This window comes from Actinokineospora inagensis DSM 44258 (genome assembly GCF_000482865.1).
GTDB classification, from domain to species: domain Bacteria; phylum Actinomycetota; class Actinomycetes; order Mycobacteriales; family Pseudonocardiaceae; genus Actinokineospora; species Actinokineospora inagensis.
The window spans coordinates 68,985-85,322 of sequence record NZ_KI519520.1; the positions used below are offsets into that span (position 1 = coordinate 68,985).

The 16,338-nt window shown below is 72.5% G+C and carries 12 protein-coding genes; 7 read left to right on the plus strand and 5 right to left on the minus strand.

All coding sequences use genetic code 11. From position 1 onward, the window contains the following. Position 1: 1 nt before the first annotated feature. Both H504_RS0131505 and H504_RS38020 read right to left on the minus strand, forming a co-directional pair. Positions 2 to 832 (minus strand): sugar phosphate isomerase/epimerase family protein, encoded by an 831-nt coding sequence (locus tag H504_RS0131505; protein ID WP_026426052.1) that lies wholly within the window; start codon positions 830 to 832, stop codon positions 2 to 4. After that, entirely contained in the window at positions 829 to 1,848 is a 1,020-nt protein-coding gene (locus H504_RS38020; protein WP_051386469.1) for a Gfo/Idh/MocA family oxidoreductase, read from the minus strand. Before H504_RS38020 ends, H504_RS0131505 begins: the two co-directional genes overlap by 4 nt. A gap of 349 nt (positions 1,849 to 2,197) precedes the next feature. Between H504_RS38020 and H504_RS0131515 the strand changes: the two genes are divergently transcribed. The 7 genes from H504_RS0131515 (at position 2,198) to H504_RS39220 (ending at position 12,517) form a co-directional block, all read left to right on the plus strand. Next, positions 2,198 to 3,391, plus strand: coding sequence for a DegT/DnrJ/EryC1/StrS family aminotransferase (locus H504_RS0131515; RefSeq protein WP_026426053.1), 1,194 nt, complete (start codon positions 2,198 to 2,200; stop codon positions 3,389 to 3,391). Beyond that, positions 3,388 to 4,512, plus strand: a complete 1,125-nt coding sequence (locus H504_RS0131520; protein WP_026426054.1) for a DegT/DnrJ/EryC1/StrS family aminotransferase — start codon at positions 3,388 to 3,390, stop codon at positions 4,510 to 4,512. Before H504_RS0131515 ends, H504_RS0131520 begins: the two co-directional genes overlap by 4 nt. Continuing rightward, positions 4,509 to 5,447 (plus strand): UbiA family prenyltransferase, encoded by a 939-nt coding sequence (locus tag H504_RS0131525; RefSeq protein ID WP_026426055.1) that lies wholly within the window; start codon positions 4,509 to 4,511, stop codon positions 5,445 to 5,447. Before H504_RS0131520 ends, H504_RS0131525 begins: the two co-directional genes overlap by 4 nt. Next, positions 5,444 to 6,754: a protoporphyrinogen/coproporphyrinogen oxidase gene (locus H504_RS0131530; RefSeq protein WP_026426056.1), complete on the plus strand. Its 1,311-nt coding sequence runs from the start codon at positions 5,444 to 5,446 to the stop codon at positions 6,752 to 6,754. The genes H504_RS0131525 and H504_RS0131530 overlap by 4 nt, the downstream gene beginning before the upstream one ends. A gap of 1 nt (position 6,755) precedes the next feature. Then, positions 6,756 to 7,538, plus strand: a complete 783-nt coding sequence (locus tag H504_RS39215) for a class I SAM-dependent methyltransferase (RefSeq protein ID WP_051386470.1) — start codon at positions 6,756 to 6,758, stop codon at positions 7,536 to 7,538. A 15-nt stretch (positions 7,539 to 7,553) separates the two neighbouring features. Beyond that, a complete protein-coding gene (locus H504_RS0131540) occupies positions 7,554 to 9,146 on the plus strand; it encodes a class I adenylate-forming enzyme family protein (protein ID WP_026426057.1) in 1,593 nt (530 codons plus the stop codon). A gap of 746 nt (positions 9,147 to 9,892) precedes the next feature. After that, entirely contained in the window at positions 9,893 to 12,517 is a 2,625-nt protein-coding gene (locus H504_RS39220) for an NACHT domain-containing protein (protein ID WP_051386471.1), read from the plus strand. Here the strand turns inward: H504_RS39220 and ispH are convergent. The 3 genes from ispH to H504_RS0131560 all read right to left on the minus strand — a co-directional run bounded on the left by ispH (position 12,489) and on the right by H504_RS0131560 (position 16,310). Further along, entirely contained in the window at positions 12,489 to 13,676 is a 1,188-nt protein-coding gene (gene ispH / locus H504_RS0131550) for a 4-hydroxy-3-methylbut-2-enyl diphosphate reductase (protein WP_211239436.1), read from the minus strand. The two genes, H504_RS39220 and ispH, sit on opposite strands and share 29 nt — an antisense overlap. 11 nt (positions 13,677 to 13,687) lie before the next feature. Then, a complete protein-coding gene (locus H504_RS0131555) occupies positions 13,688 to 14,725 on the minus strand; it encodes a family 2 encapsulin nanocompartment cargo protein polyprenyl transferase (protein ID WP_026426059.1) in 1,038 nt (345 codons plus the stop codon). A 193-nt stretch (positions 14,726 to 14,918) separates the two neighbouring features. Beyond that, positions 14,919 to 16,310: a family 2B encapsulin nanocompartment shell protein gene (locus tag H504_RS0131560; RefSeq protein ID WP_026426060.1), complete on the minus strand. Its 1,392-nt coding sequence runs from the start codon at positions 16,308 to 16,310 to the stop codon at positions 14,919 to 14,921. Positions 16,311 to 16,338 lie beyond the last annotated feature (28 nt).

The following is a 16,338-nucleotide window of genomic DNA, read 5'->3' on the forward strand; positions in this document are numbered from 1 at the left end:
GTCACCGGCCCGTGGTGGCGAGCAGGGTCTCCAACGCGCGCCCGGCCGCGATGAACCCCTCGGCCGACCCGGACCCGCTCTCCTCTTCGTGCGGCAGCAGACCGAGGTGCGGTTCGATCGACAGCGCGCCCTGGTAACCGCTCTCGGTCAACACATCCAGGCACTCGGCGACGTCGGCGGTTCCCTGGCCCGGCAGCGTCCACCGGGGACCGTTCGCGTCGGTGACCCCGTCCTTCACGTGGACGTGGGCGACGTACTCGACAAGAGGCCGCAACTGCTCCACCGCCGAATAGCCATAAGCGATGCCGTTACCGGTGTCGAACAGCAGCCGCAAACCGGGGCTGTCGGCCTCTTCCAGCATCCGCAACGCCCGCTCGGACTCGCTACCGGCCCACCCGGCGCAGTTCTCGTGCAGCAACACCAAGTCCGCCTGCTCCGCGCGCAACGCCAACTCGCGCATCCGGCGCAGCGCCCGGTGCTCCCACTCGTCGGCGTGCAGGCCGTCGTTCGGGTACGACATGACCCGCACGTACCGGGTGCCCAACCGGCCGCAGCGGTCCGCCAACACCCGCAGCTCCGCCAGGTCACGCCCGAAGTCACCGGTGATCACCGAGGACCAGTCGCCGATCCGCGAGTCGACGCAGACCGTGCGCAGCCCCAACTCGGCCAGCGTGCCCGCGACCCGGTCGAACGCCGCCTCGGTCAACCCGGCCAGCGGCACCCCGTCCACCGTGCGCAGCTCGATCGCCGACCAGCCCAGCGCCGCGATCGCGGCGACCTGCGCGGCCAACCCCGGACCGGCCTCGTCCCCGATCCCGGCCAGCACCGTCACCGCTCGACCCCCACCGGCACCCGCAACCCGGCCCGCCGCTTCGCCTCCGCCACCAGCACCGCCACCGCGACCCCGGTCGCGGGCTCGTCCACGATCGGCTCCTCGCCCTCGAAATGCCGGTACACGCGGGTGAAGAACGCGGCCAGCGAGTCGTCCCGGAACACCGAGTCGACCTTGCCGCCGCGCGTGCGCACCGACAGTTGCGCGTACTCGTCGGCCGCACTGATCGGGTAATGACCGACCAGGGTGCCGCCCTCGAGCTCGACCGTCATCCGGCGCTCCCGGACCGGTGACGTCAGATCCGCGCGGATCTCGGTGTGCACACCGTCCGCGTGCCGCAACCGCAGCCACGCGCTGCCCATCGCCGGGAACACCGCGTCGCCCAGCAGCATGTCGGCGCACCCGGCACCCAGCACCTCGGCCCCGCCGGCCAGCATCAGCGCGACCGTCAACGAGTGCGGTAGCTCGACGTCGAACGCGCTCGGGTGGTCGTCACCGGCCAGGGTTCGCGCGAACCGCGGCTTCGACTGCACGAACTCCACCGACTTCAGCCGCCCCAACCGGCCACCGCGCAGCACACCCAGCACCCGCGCGGTCAGCTCGCTGCACCGCCACTGCGCCACCGGGACCAGGTCCAGCCCGGCCTGCTCACGCAACCGCAGCACCTCGCGCAGCTCCACCTCGTCGACCGCCAGCGGCTTCTCCACCAGGAACCGGCGGAACCCCAGGTCGGCCAGCTCGGTCAGCGGCCGCAGCCGCGCCGACGGGCCGGTGCACAGGTGCACCACCGTCCGCCGTGGATCGATCATGGTGGCCGCGTGCGCCAACGAGTGCGCGACGGCCACATCGGACGGTCCCGACGGCTCGGCGGGCTCGTCCGGCCCGCGCTGCGGGTCGTAGACCGTGATCGGCGGCTGCCCGTACGGCCTGCCGCCGCCGTGCCCGAGCTTGCGCAGCACCGGCAGGTGCAGGCCCGCGCCTGCCCTACCGAGCCCGACCACCAGGGTGCCCAGCATGGGTGGCGTGCCTCCTCTGGCCGACCGCGGGACGGGCCAACCCTGGTGGGCACCCGGTGGGCGTGTCAACGCGGACCCCGGACCGCCACACGACCGTGTGATCTTTTGATTTCCTTGCGGCGCAACGGATGCCGACCGCCTAGTTTGGACGGCGCGTGTCCTGGCGCGGGGAGTGTCCGGGACACGCGCCGGAACGGGTGGGTCCGGGTCGGTGCCGTCGGTGTGGTGGACCGGCTCGGGACCGATCGCGCGGGCCGGTTGGGCACAGGGGTCGGTCGGGTACGCGGACCGGTCGGGACGCAGGTCGACCGGGAGTGAGCGGTCGGTCGGGGACACGCAGAGGACGATCATGGAGCACGCCGCGGTAGTCGCGGACCGGGGGACCGCCGCCGCGCCCGCGGTGCCCTTCTTCACCCAGGCGGCGTCGTTCACCGCGCTCTGGCCGTCGGTCCGGGCCAACCTGGACGCGGTGGTCGACCGCGGCAAGTACTCGCACGGCCCGCTGGTCGGCCGGTTCGAGCGGGCGCTGGCCGAGCACATCGGCGCCGCGCACGTGGTCGGCGTCAACTCCGGCACCGACGCGCTGGTGCTGCTGCTGCGCGCGGCGGGCCTGGAGCCGGGTGACGAGGTCGTGGTGCCCGCGTACAGCTTCGTGGCGTCGGCGTCCTCGGTGGTGCTCGCGGGCGGCCTGCCGGTGTTCGCCGACGTCGACCCGCTCAGCTACGGCATCGATGTCGACACGGCCGCGACCACCGGCGCCACCCGGATGGTCATGCCGGTGCACCTGTTCTGCCAACTGGCCGACCTCACCGCCGTCGCCGAGTTCGCCCAGCGGCACGCGCTCACCGTGGTCGAGGACAGCGCCGAGGCCATCGGCATGCGCTGGGACGGCGTGCACGCGGGCCTGCACGGCGCGGGCGGGGTGCTGTCGTTCTTCCCCACCAAGACCCTCGGCGCCCTCGGCGACGCGGGCGCGGTCATCACCAACGACGACCGGATCGCCGAGACCGCCGCCGCGCTGCGCCACCACGGCAGGCACGGGCACACCCTGGACAACTTCCCCGGCATCTCGAACGAGACCGTCCTGCCCGGACTCAACAGCAAGATGGACGACATCCAGGCCGCCGTCCTGCTGGCCAAACTGGACCGGTTGGACGCCGACATCGCCCGCCGCAACCGCCTCGCCGCGCTGTACTCGGACGGCCTGCGCGGCTGCCCCGGTGTGCGGCGGCTCCCGGTGGTGGTCGACCGCGACGTCGACACGAACCCGGTGTTCTACGTGTACCTCGTCGAGGTCGAGCACCGCGACGCGCTGGCCGCCTACCTCGCCGCGCACGCGGTCGGCACCGAGACGTACTACCCGGTGCCGCTGCACCTGCAACCCTGCTTCGCGCACCTGGGCTACCGCCGCGGCCAGTTCCCCCGCGCCGAGGCCGCGTCCGCCACCGCCATCGCGCTGCCGCTCTACCCGGACCTCACCGAGGCCCAGGTCGACCGGGTGTGCGCGGTGGTCCGCGGGTTCTACGGCGGGGGTGGGGCATGACGCTGCCGTTCTTCCCGCCGGACCTCTTCGACGACGAGCGGGACGTGTTGCTGGAGACGGTGTTCCGCATCGGCACCGCCCCGGCGCAGCGGTTCATCCTCGGCGAGCGCACGGCCGCGTTCGAGCAGGCGCTGCGGCTGCAGTTGGGCGCCGCGGACGTGATGGCCTGCGGGAGCGGGACCGCCGCGCTCACCCTGGTGCTGGGGGCCATGGGTGTCGGGCCGGGCGACGAGGTGGTGGTGCCCGCGTTCGGGTGCGCGCCGCTCGCGTCGTCGGTCGTGTCGGTGGGGGCGACGCCGGTGTTCGCCGACGTGCACCCGTGGACCATGGTGGTCGAGCCGTACGAGGTGGAGGCGGCGATCTCGGCCCGCACCGCCGCGATCATGCCCGCGCACATGTTCTCGGTGATGGCCGACATGCCCACCATGCGGGCGCTGGCCGACCGGCACTGCGTCCGGCTGGTCGAGGACTCCGCGGTCGCCCAGGGCGGCACGCTGGCCGGGGTGCCCGCGGGCCGCTGGGGCGACGCGGGGGTGTTCTCGTTCGTCCAGGTCAAGACGTTCGGCACCGCCGGTGAGGGCGGTGCCGTGGTCACCGACGACCCGGAGCTCGGTCGGCTGGTGCGGATGCTGCGCAACCACGGCCAGGACGGCCGCGACCGGTTCGTGCACCACGTCATCGGGCACAACAGCCGGTTCGACGAGGTGCTGGCCGACTTCCAACTGCACCGGCTGCCGGGGTTGGCGGGCAGGCTGCGCAGGCGCGCCGAGATCGCCGACTACTACACCGAGCGGTTCGCGCCGCTGGTCGAGCGCGGCGTGCAGCCCCCGCCGCCGGGCCGCGACGGCCGCTGCTTCTACGTGTACTCGCTGCTGGCCGACCGCCGCGACGACCTGAAGCGGCACCTGACCACCCGGGGCGTCGGCAGCCACGTCTACTACCCGGCGCCGCTGCCCGCGCAGCCCGCGTTCGCCCGGTACGCCAAGCCCGGCCAGTACTGGCCGCACGCGGAACTGGCGTCCGCGCGCACCCTCGCCCTGCCCATCTACCCGCACCTGACCGACGCCCAGGTCGAGCACATCGCCGACGCGGTCTGCGACTTCCCAGGAGGCCCGCGATGACGATGCCGTTGTCGCCGATCGGCGTCAGCAGAATCGGTGCCTACGCCCGGTTGGCGAAACTCGACGTCTGGGACTACTACCTGGCGCTGCCGCTCGCCTGGTCGCTGGCCGGGTTCACCCCCGGCGCGTTCGCGGTGCTGCTCGTGTTCGGGTTGGGCACGGTGTGCCTGGTCGCGGGCTCGGTCGCGTTCGACGACGTCACCGGCTACCGCGACGGCAGCGACGCCGCCAACTACGGCCAGGACGCGCCCAGCCGGGGCCTGGCCCGCAAACCGCTGCTCACCGGCGAGCTGACCGAGGCGGACGCGATCCGGTTCGGCTGGCTCGCGGTCGGCACGGGCGGCGCGCTGTGGCTGCTGGCCGCGGCGGTGGCCCCGAGCGCTCCACTGTGGACACTCGGGCTGGCCGCGCTGTGCTTCGGGTCGGCCGCCCAGTACTCCTGGGGGTTGAAGATCAGCTACCGCGGCTGGCAGGAGGTGTTCCTCGCCGGTTTCGGCGCCGGGCTGGTCCTGGTCGGCCAGGGGCTGTGCACCGGTCACGCCACCGGGTTCGGCGTCGTGCAGGCCGTCCTGTTCGGACTCGGACCGCTGATGTTCGGCGTCTACTCGAACACCCAGGACGCCGACGCGGACGCCGCCGTCGGCAGGCCCACCGTGGCCGCCCTGGTCTCGGCGCGGGCGAACCTGGTGTTCATCGCGGCGCTCACCGTCGCCGAACTGCTGCTGGTGATCACCGTCACCGGGCTCGGCCCGGCGCCGTGGTGGTTCGCCCTGCTGATGCTGCCCGCGATGGGGGTCCGGGTCCACCAACTGCGCCTCGGCGTCGGGCTCGGCGACCTGCTCGCCGCCCGCCGTCTCGGGCTCTACGCCCATCGCCTCACCGCCGCGACGCTCGTCGCGGTGAACCTGATCAGTGTGGTTGGAGTCGGCTCGTGAGCCCTGACCTCGATGTCGCCGTTGTCGGAGCCGGGCTCGCCGGGCTCGCCACCGCCCACCGGCTGCGTGCCCAGGGCCGCTCGGTGCACGTGTTCGAGTCCGCCGACCAGGTCGGCGGCCGGATGCGCACCCTCCGCCAAGACGGCTACACCGTCGACACGGGCGCCGAGATGCTCAGCAGCAGCGGCTACCAGGCCACTTGGCGGCTGCTGGCCGACCTCGGCATCGAGGAGGAGCACGTGCCGCTGATCGGCCGCGGCATCGCCGTCTGGCGCGAGGGCAAGCCGCGCAAGCACGTCGGCGACCTGCGCGGCCTGTTCTCCGGCGCGGGCCTGTCCACCGCGGCCCGGCTCAACCTGGTCGGCATGCTCAGCAACGCCACCCTGCGCCGCCGCTCGTACAGCGTGGACCGGCCGGAGCGGACCCCGTTGGGCACCCAGACCATCGCCGAGGTGGCCCGCGGCGACCTGCACGACTACCTGCTGCAGCCGCTCTCCGGCGGCTTCTTCGGCTGGGACACCTCGGTCGCCTGCGCGGGCCCGCTGGTCAGCCACATGCTCGCGGTCGGCCCCACCAAGACGCTGCGCAGCTACGACGGCGGCATGGACTTCCTCACCCGGCTGCTGGCCGAGCAGGTCGAGGTCAGCACCGGGGTCGCGGTCCGCGAGGTGGTCACCACCAGCACCGGCGCCCGCCTGGTCGCCGACAAGACCCCGCTCACCGCGCGCACCGTGGTGCTGGCCGTGCCCGCCCCGGTCGCCGCCGAACTGCACCCCGAGGCCCCCGAGTACGTCCACCTGTGCCGCTACCAGCCGATGATCAAGCTCATCTGCCTGCTGGACCGGCCGCTGACCGGCGCGGGTCGGGCGTTCGCGCTCGCCGTCCCGGCCGTGGAGAACCCGCTGCTGGCCGGGGTCGTGTTCGACGACCGCAAGAACCCGGACCGGGTGCCCGAGGGCGCGGGCATGGTCACCCTGGTCGCCTCGCCCGGCTCGGTCGCGGGCCTGCTCGACCAGGGCGACGACGAGATCAGCCGGGTGCTGATCGCCGAGGCCGAGCGCTATGTGCCGGGGGTCGCGCACGCCCTGCGCAGCACTGTCGTCGTCCGGCACCAGTACGGCCTGCCGATGCCGACCGCCGAGGCCATCGCCATCCGCGGCCGGTTCGCCGTCCGCCCGGTCGTGCCGGTCGAGTACGCGGGCGACTGGTACACGCTGCGGCCGAGCAGCGAGTCCGCCGCCCGCTCCGCCGAGATCGTGGTCGACCGGCTGGCCACCGCCGTCCAGCCGGTGACGGCGGGCGGCTGAGATGACCATCGGGTACGTGTTCGCGACCCCGTTCTCCCGGGAGGGCGAGCGGCTGTCGCTGGGTGAACTGCTCTGGGACCCGGGCACCACCAGCAGGCTCGCCGACCTGGTCGGGCCGGGCACCCGCTGCCTGGAGGTGGGCGCCGGGCGCGGCTCGATCGCGGGCTGGATGGCCGCCCGCGGCGCCGACGTCACCGCCGTCGACCTGGACGCCTCCCGGCTGGACTGGCTGCGCGCGCGTGGGGTGAGCGTGCACGAGTGCGACATCACCGTCGACGCGTTGCCGGGCAGGCGCTACGACGTCGTGCACGCCCGGCTGGTGCTGCAGCACGTGCGGGACCGCGCCGAGGTGGTCCGCAGGCTGTGCGCGGTGCTGCGGCCGGGCGGGCACCTGGTGCTGGAAGACACCGACACGGCCACGACGCTGGGCACGGTGCAGGGTGTGCTCCGGCCGGACGTGCGGGCCGCCGCCTACGCCGTGATGGCCGAGTCCGGCTACCACCCGCGCTGCGGCCTGCTGGACGTGGACCTGGCGCTGCGCGCCGGGTTGGTCGACGTGCACGCCGAGGGCCGGGCCGAGGTCGTCGGCGGTGGGACCCCGGCCGGGCGCTGGTTCGTGCTGTGGCTCGAACACCTCCGACCCGCCATGGTCGCGGCCGGTCAGGTGTCCAGTGTGGACATCGACGCCGCGGTGGCCGAGCTCGGCGACCCGGACCTGCGCTGGCTGTCCCAGGTCATGATCACCGTCATCGGTCGGAAGGCAGCCGATGTGCTCGCCGCGTGAGCCGGGAGGCCGGTGATGGCCGGGCCGACCGAGCTGGGCACCCTGTTCGACGACCTGCTGGCCCGCCGGGTCAAGACCGTCGTGCGGCTGGCGCGACCGCTGGACATCGCGCCGGAGTTCGGCACCCGCTACGACATCGCCGCGCTGGCCGGGCTGGTGCGCAACGTCGCCGGGTGGTTCGCCGCGGCCGGTGTGCGGCCGGGCGACCGGATCGCCGTGGTCAAGCCGAACCACTGGGACTACGTGCTGCTCGCCTGCGCCGCCGCCAGGGTGGGCGCCGTGCCCGCGCTGCTGTCCGACCAGGTGGCCCCGCACACGCTGGAGGTCATGCTGGAGCGACTGGACCCGGCGCTGCTGGTGACCACCCGCACCGTGCTGGACACCGCCAAGTCGCACGGCATCACGCTGATCGCCAAGGCCGCCCACACGATCACCCTGGACGGCCGTCACCCGGACACGATCAACCTGGACCGGCTGCGCGGGCACGAACCACCAGCCCCGGTCACCCGGGACGACGACGACCCACTGGTCATCACGCACACCTCCGGGACAACCGGCGTCCCGAAGCTGGTCGCGCACACCAACCGCACCCTGCTCATCGGGTTGGCAGGCGCCGAATCCACCCGGCTGCCGATCGTGTCGGCCCGGCGGCGGGACACGGTGTGCTCGGCCATCTCGTTCGCGCACGGCCGCGCGGTGCCGTGGACGGCGAGCGCGTTCTGGTTGGCCCCCAGGGAAATCGTCATCGTCGACTCGGCGGACACCGCCGAACCGCTGCTGCGCGAACACCCCCCGACCACCATCGAGGCGCTGCCGTCCACCTACGTGCGGTGGCGGCCGCTGGTAGAGCGCGACGACCACCCGTTCCGCGACGTCCGGCTGTTCGTCAGCACCTTCGACGCCATCCACCCCCCGGTCGTCCGGGCGTTCCTCGGCGCGACCCGGCGCAGACCGCTGTGGGTGCAGGTGTGGGGCCAGACCGAGACCGGCCCGCTGACCTTCCGGTTCCTCACCCGCCGCTCCATCGCCCGCCGCGACCGCAGACACCCCACCACCCGCAACCTCGGCCGCCCGGTCCCCGGCCGCGCCCGCCTGCGCGTGGTCGACCCGCGCACCCTCGCCCCCGTCCCGCGCGGCACCCCCGGCATCGTCCTCGCCCGCACCCCCACCCTCGGCCTCGACTACCTCGGCGAACCCGACCGCTGGACCGACAAACTCACCCCCGACGGCTGGTGGAACACCGGCGACATCGGCGTCCGCACCCGCCTCGGCTCATTCCTGCTGCTGGACCGCGAGGTCGACGTCCTCCCCGGCCAGAGCTGCGTCGAACTGGAAGACGTCCTCGAAGACCGCGTCCCCAACGTCGTCGAGTGCGTGGTGCTCGGCACCCCCGGCAGACTCCCCCAACCGGTCATCGTCACCGAAGACGGCAACCTCGACCCGACCACCTGGCGCCAAGCCCTGCACGACCTCCCCGCCCTCGCCGACCCGGTGGTCCTCCCCTGGGAGCAGATCCCGCGCACCGCCACCGGCAAAGTCCGCCGCATGGAACTCCGCGCCGTCATCCGCACCGGCCAAGACACCTTCGGCACCGGCCGCTGGACCTGACCCGTTGGCCCGCACCGAGCCGCTTCGACGACCCTTGGCGGTTCGCGTTGAGCCGCGCCTCGATGGCGGCTGTTGGCTTGCGCCAAGCGCTTCGATGACCCCTCCGTTGGCGCGCACTGGGCCGCGCCTCCGGTGACGCCTGTTGGTCGGCAGTGGGCCGCACCCCGACTACCGCCCTTCGCGCGTTCGCCTGGCCAGTCCGGACACGGCCGCGCTGGTGGCTCCGGCCGGTTGTCCACACTCCACCGGGTTGTCCACAGCAGCCCCCGTCCCCCTCTTGACAACCCGCGATTCGCGCTACGGTCAGGAATGGGCCCCCGAACCCCGGGTGGGTGGGCGCTGCGTGGACCCGGGTGGGGTTAATGTCAAGAGCTCGCGCCTGCGGATTGGCCGGATGCGGGCTCGACGGGTTGGTTGGGCGGGGCTCGGTGAGATGGCCGGATGTGAGTTTGACGGGTTGACTGGGCGGGTTTGATGGGTTGGCCGGATGCGGTTTCGGCGGGTTGGTTGGGCGGGATTCGGTGGGGTGGCCGGATATGGGGTCGGCGGGCTGGTCAGGTGGGGTTCGGTGGGGGTGGCCAGATGCGTCGATGGGTTGGCTGGGCGGGGGTCGGTGCTGGGCCGGGTGCGGTGAGTCGTGGTCGGGCGGGTAGGTGTGGGTGAGCCGGGGCGCGGGTGAGCGGGCGCACCGGGGGTGGTCGGGGTCGAGTGGACGGAGGGCCGGGGTGGGGTGGCGGCGTGGGCGGGTGGATCTGACCGAGGCGGTTGATCGGTTGGCGGGGGCGGTGCGCAAGCAGTGGCGGGACGAGGTGGCGCGGCGGTCGTTGAATGATCCGTATCCGTTGCCGGTGAGTTGGGGGCCCGCGCCCGCTGACCTGGTCGCGGAGTGGGGTGCCATTGCTCGGCTCGCCGAGCACGGGGCGGGGTGGCTCAGGCCCAAGGACGGCTGGGCGGCTGGGCCTGATGAGCTGGCGGGTTCCGATGGTGGCCTGGTCGACGTGTGGCGCAAGGTCCCGACCGGGCGGCTGGTGGTGCTCGGGGAGCCGGGGGCGGGCAAGACGATGTTGTTGGCGCGGTTCGTGGTCGACCTGTTGGGGGCGCGGGCGAGTGGTGATCCGGTGCCGGTTCTCGTGTCGGTCGCGTCTTGGGATCCGCGCGGGCGGGACCTGCGGCGGTGGTTGACCGAGCGGTTGGCGGTGGACCACCCGGCGTTGGCGACCGGGGAGCGGCCGTTGTTCGAGGCGTTGGTGGACAACGGGTCGATCATCGTGGTGTTGGACGGGTTGGACGAGGTCCCGGAGCCGTTGCGGGCATTGGCGTTGGCCGGGGTCAACGAGATGTTGGACGGCGACCAGCCGCTCATCCTCAGTTGCCGGACGGCCGACTACCGGGCGGCCGCCCGGCCGGACGGCGGCGCCGGGGTCACCCTCACCGGTGCCGCCGGTGTCCAATTGCGACCGTTGGACGTCAAGGATGTGATCGGCTACCTGCGCAGCAGCGCGGGTGGGCCCGCGAGTGAGCTCCGGTGGCTCCCGGTGGAAGAAGCCCTGTGGGCCGGGGGTGTGCTGTCCGAGGTCCTGGTGACACCCCTGATGACCACGCTGGCCCGCGTCATCTACAACACCGGCCCCGCCGACCCGGCGGAGCTCGTCGCCTTGCCGGACCGCCAGTCCGTTGAGCAGCACCTGTTCGACGGGTACCTCCCGGCCGCCTACCGGGACCACCCCAGCCGCCGTTCCCGTTGGACATCCGACGATGCCCAACGTTGGCTCGGCTTCCTCGCGCACTACTTGGAGACCGACCGCTCCGGTTCTCCCAACCTCGCCTGGTGGCGGCTGCGTGCTCCCGCGCGGGTCCCGTGGTGGCAGGCGGCGGTTCTCGTCGTCGTGATGGCTGTTGTCGCTGGGTGTGCGGCGGCGTTGCTGTTCTCGATGGCGAACAAGACGCCCTTCCTCATGGGGGTGGCGTTTCCCGTGGCCTGCACGGTGGTGCTCACCGCCGCGTCGGCGTGGTGGTTGACCGGGCGGTTCGTCGATGTGGTCGTCGTGGTCGCCGTCGCGGGTGGGTTGATCGCGAACCTGAGTGACTTCTCGGACATCCGGGGTATGTGGCTGCCGCCGTCGCTGCTGATCGTGGTCGGGTTGGCGGTCGGGTTGATCCGGCCGCTCCGGGAGAACCTGCCGAACGCGCTGGTGGTCGTGGTGGTGGTCACCGTGGTCGCGTTCCTGGTCTACGGCTTGCCATATGTGCAGAACCTCCCGGTTTCCGTCGTGGCCTACTTCGTGGCCGACGGCAGCCTCGCCATGGGGACGCTCGCCATGGTCGCGATGTCGCTCGCCGGGCGGTCTCCCGGTTTCCCCGCGTGGTGCGCGTATGCCGTGGTCGTCGCGGCGACCCGATTGGCGTTGTCGTCACCGGAACCCCTTGAAGAGGAGCCCGCTCTGGCGGTGCGGCTCGGGATCGGGTTGATCGCCGTCGCCTGCTGTCTGGTGCTGCTCGGCCGATCGCGGCGGGGGATCGGGATCGTGCTGTTGCCGCTGGCCACGTTGGTCGTGAACGCGTTTCTCGTGCCGGGCGGTTTCACGTCGATGGATGCCGTTCTGGTCGCCGGGATGTCGTTCGCGGCGGCGGTGGCACTCGGCCGCGGTCACGTCCTGGAGTCCACAGAGGTCCAACCGTGGGCGCGTAGACCCGTACTGGTCGGCCTCGGTGCGGGTGTGCTGTGCAACGCCTACTACCCCGTGCAGTACGCGTTGACAGCGGGGTTGTTCGTCGGGCTGGCGGTTGAGCTGGTGGCCCGCAGGCGCCCGGATGCCGGTCCGGCGCAACGGATCCGGTTCGCCTACCGGGCGTTCCCGCTTGGCGCGGGCGTATTCGGGATCTTGACGTTCATGTTGCTGCCGCGACTGGCCGACGCGTACTCGTCGATCGCGGCCGCGATGATCGCCGCCGTGGCGGTGGCGTTCGTGTACGGGGTGGACGCGCCCCGACTCATCACCGCCGTCCGTTCGCCGCGAGAGGTGTTCAAGCGGGATCGGGCGGTCTTCCGTGCCTGCGTGGTCGTTGTCGCGGTGGTGGTGGCGGCCGCGATCGGGCTCGCGGTCACCGACCTCACCATCGGAATCGTCGGCGGTGTCCTTTATGGCTTGCCTGCGGGCGTTGTGGTCGGGGCGAGCAGGACACGGTGGTTCCAGTACGCGGTCGCTCGGGCGAAGCTGCGCCGCGAACTGCCGTGGCGGCTCATCGACTTCCTCGCCGACGCCCATGAAGTCCACGGTGTGTTGCGGCAAGACGGGGCGACCTACCAGTTCCGGCACCTCGACTTGCAGCGGCGGCTGGCGGCTACTTGCGCAGTGGGGCGGGCAGGGTGAACTCGATGGTTTCGCGGGTCGTCTCGTGTTCGGACACGGTGACCTCGCCCAGGCCGGATAGGGTCGTGACCACTTCGTCCACCAGGTGTGGTGGGGCGGAGGCGCCTGCGGTGAGGCCGATGGTGTGGGCGGTGCGCAGCCATTCCGGTTTGATGTCGCGGACGTCGTCGATCAGGTGGGCTGGGGTGTCGTGGCGGCGGGACAACTCCACGAGCCGCTGTGAGTTCGACGAGTTGGTGGAGCCGACCACCAGGACCAGGTCGGACCGCTTCGCCACGGCCAGCATGGACGCTTGGCGATTCGTTGTGGCGTAACAGATGTCGTCGGAGCCGGGGCCGCGCAGGGCGGGGAAGCGGGCCTGCAGCGCGGCCACGATCTCCGTTGTCTCGTCGACCGCGAGCGTTGTCTGGGTCAGGTAGGAGACCCGGGTCGGGTCGGGGACCTCGACGGTGGCGGCCTCCTCGACCGACTGGACCAGCAGCATCCCGTCGACCTCGCCGAGTGTTCCCTCCACCTCCTCGTGACCCGCGTGGCCGACCAGGATCACCGTGTCGCCCCGGATGTCGAACCGGCGGGCCTCCGCGTGCACCTTGGTGACCAGTGGGCAGGTCGCGTCGATCACCCGCAGGTCCCGCGCCGAGGCGTCGGTGCGGACGGCGGGCGACACACCGTGCGCGGAGAAGACCACGGTGGACGAATCCGGCACGGCGTCCAGCTCGTCGACGAACACCGCGCCCCTGGCCTCGAGATCGGCCACCACGTGTCTGTTGTGGACGATCTGCTTGCGCACGTACACCGGCCCGTCCGACTGGTCCAGTGTGCGTTCCACCGCCTGCACCGCCCGCTCGACCCCGGCGCAGAACGAGCGCGGCGAGGCCAGCAGCACCGACCGCGACCGGGCGACGGCCAGCCACGACCGCAGCGCGGACCGGGCGGCTTGGCCGAGGTCGCGGTCGCCGGACCACTGCACCCCCAGACCGTGGTCGCCGAAGGTGACCCAACTGGCGTCCTGGGCGGGCTTGAGCACGTCGCGCACCACGGGGGTGCCGCGCCTGCGGAGTTCGCCCTCCAGCAGCGGGGCGGCCGGGCAGGTGGCGACCGCAGGCGGGCAGTGCAGCTCGTCGGCGACCAGGACGGTGCCGTGCGGCAGGGAGACCACGGTGCTCCTCGTCAGTGGTCGCGGCGGATGACCAGGTCGGCCAACGCGGTCAACTCGGCGGCGGCCCGCGGGTCCGAACCGGCGGCGGCGAGGTGGTCGGCCGCGTCGGCGAGCAGGTCGTCGGCCCGCTCCCGCGCCCAGGCCCGGCCACCGGCCGACTCGACCAGGTCGGCGGCGCGCACCAGGTCGGCGGCCGACAGGGCGTCGGTGCGGTGGTAGAGCACGGCCAGGTCGCGGGCCGCGGCGGTCTCGGAGGTCAGCGCGGCCACCACGGGCAGCGACTTCTTGCGGTTCTCCAGGTCGGAGTACACCGGTTTGCCGGTGGCGGTCGGGTCGCCCCAGATGCCCAGCAGGTCGTCGACCACCTGGAACGCCAGGCCCACCCGCTCGCCGAAGGACCGCAGGTGGTCCACCCGGTCCGGGCCCGCGCCGCCGAACAGGGCGCCGAGCGCCGTGGCGCAGCCGAGCAGGGCGCCGGTCTTGCCCTCGGCCATCCGCAGGCACTCGGCCAGGCCGACGTCGGCGCGCTGCTCGAACGCCAGGTCCATCGCCTGACCCTCCTGCACGGCCAGCACGGCCGCGGAGAGCACCCGGGCGGCGGGCTGCGATCGCGGGTGCCGCGTGCCCGCCAGGACGTCGAAGGCGAGGGTCAGCAGGGCGTCGCCCGCGAGGATCGCCGGGCCCAAGCCGAACACGCTCCACGCGGTCGGCCGATGCCTGCGGGTGCGATCGCCGTCCATCACGTCGTCGTGCAGCAGGGTGAAGTTGTGCACCAGTTCCACCGCGACGGCGGCGGGCAGCGCGTCGGCGGGCGACCCGCCGACGGCCTCGGCCGCGGTCAGCACCAGCGCGGGCCGGATCGCCTTGCCCGCGTCGGCGTCGGTGAGCCTGCCGTGCTCGTCCCACCAGCCGAAGTGGTAGCCCGCGATGTGCCGCATCGAGTCGGGCAGGGTGTCGACCGCGGCGCGCAGGGCGGGGGCGAGTACGGCGCGGCTGTGCGCCAGCACCTCCCTGGCGGAGCGGTGACCGGTGGCGGGGACGACGGTCACGGGGTGGTTCCCTTCGCGGGCGTGGCGTTCCTCGGGACGCCGGGCGTCGGGAACGTGGACTGTGGGGTTGATGTGCACGGGCCGGTCCTCGATTCGTGCGGTGCGGCGGACGGCGGGCCCGGGGGAGCCCCGCCCGCCCACCGGTTCGCGGTGAGCGGGCGGGTGGGGGAGATGCCCTTGGTGGACCGAACCGCTAGAGCCCGATCTGGACGTTCTCCAAGACGCCGAGCGCGTCCGGGACCAGCACCGCGGCGCTGTAGTACGTGCTGACCAGGTAGGACAGCACGGCCTTGTCGTTGATGCCGGTGAACCGCACGGACAGGCCGGGCTGGTACTCGTCCGGGATGCCGGTCTGGTGCAGGCCGATCACGCCCTGGTCGGACTCGCCGGTGCGCATGACCAGGATCGACGTGACGTTCGTGTCGGTGATCGGGATCTTGTCGCAGGGCAGCAGCGGCACCCCGCGCCACGACTGCACCTGCCTGCCCTGCAGCTCCACGGTCGGCGGGTAGATCCCGCGCTTGGTGCACTCCCGGCCGAACGCGGCGATCGCCCGCGGGTGGGCCAGGAAGAAGTTCGACCGGCGGCGGCGGGCCAGCAGGTCGTCCAGGTCGTCCGGGGTGGGCGCGCCGTCCCGGGTGTGCACCCGCTGCCGCAGGTCGGCGTTGTGCAGGAACCCGAAGTCGCGGTTGTTGACGAGCTCGTGCTCCTGGCGCTCGCGCAGCGCCTCGATGGTCAGCCGCAACTGCTGCTCGACCTGGTTCATCGGCTCGTTGTAGAGGTCCGCGACCCGGGTGTGGATCTTCAGCACGGTCTGCGCCACGGACAGCTCGTACTCGCGCGGCGCCGAATCGTAGTCCACGAACGTGCCGGGCAATTCGTGCTCGCCGCTGTGCCCGGACGACATGGCGATCTCGGCCTCGCCGTGCTTGTTCGCCGCGGGCGGCGGGCTGGCCCGGAACGCGTCGACGTGCCTGCGCAGCGCCGCCGAACGCTCCTGCAGCGACAGGAACTCCGACCGCGACAGCGTCATCACGATGCAGGCGGTGCTCGCCTTCGCGGTGAACTGCCAGGTGGCGTCCGGGTCGATCAGGCCGCGGTCGCCGAAGAACTCGCCGTCGGCCAGCACGGTGAGCGCCGCCTCGTCGCCGAAGTGGCCCTCGGTGTACGTGGTGACCTTGCCGTGCGCGATCAGGTGCACCGCGTCCGCGGGTCGACCCGCCTCGACGATCGTGTCGCCCGCCGAGAACTCGCGCTGCTCGAACCGGCTCGCCAGCTCGGCCAGCGCCGCGTCGTCGGTGAGGTCGCGCAGCAGCGCCAGCTCACGCAGCTCGGTCGGCACGATGTCCACGTCGGCGCCGGTGTTGGTGAAGGTCACCCGACCGTCGCCCAGGGTGTAGCTCAGCCGCCGGTTCACCCGGTACACCGCGCCCTTGGCCTCCACCCAGGGCAGCAGCCGCAGCAGCCAGCGGGTGCTGATCTCCTGCATCTGCGGCACGGACTTGGTGGTGGTGGCCAGGTTCCGCGCCGCGCGGGTGCTCAGGCTCTGCTGGTGTTGCTGATCCGTCTCAAGTAGACCGGTCACGCCGGATACCGCCAATCAGGGTTCGGGT

Bases quoted from the DNA above. Each gene is read 5' to 3' on its own strand.
- H504_RS38020 (WP_051386469.1), bottom strand. From the start codon at position 1,848: ATGCTGGGCACCCTGGTGGTCGGGCTCGGTAGGGCAGGCGCGGGCCTG.
- H504_RS0131515 (WP_026426053.1), top strand. From the start codon at position 2,198: ATGGAGCACGCCGCGGTAGTCGCGGACCGGGGGACCGCCGCCGCGCCC.
- H504_RS0131520 (WP_026426054.1), top strand. From the start codon at position 3,388: ATGACGCTGCCGTTCTTCCCGCCGGACCTCTTCGACGACGAGCGGGAC.
- H504_RS0131525 (WP_026426055.1), top strand. From the start codon at position 4,509: ATGACGATGCCGTTGTCGCCGATCGGCGTCAGCAGAATCGGTGCCTAC.
- H504_RS39215 (WP_051386470.1), top strand. From the start codon at position 6,756: ATGACCATCGGGTACGTGTTCGCGACCCCGTTCTCCCGGGAGGGCGAG.
- H504_RS0131540 (WP_026426057.1), top strand. From the start codon at position 7,554: ATGGCCGGGCCGACCGAGCTGGGCACCCTGTTCGACGACCTGCTGGCC.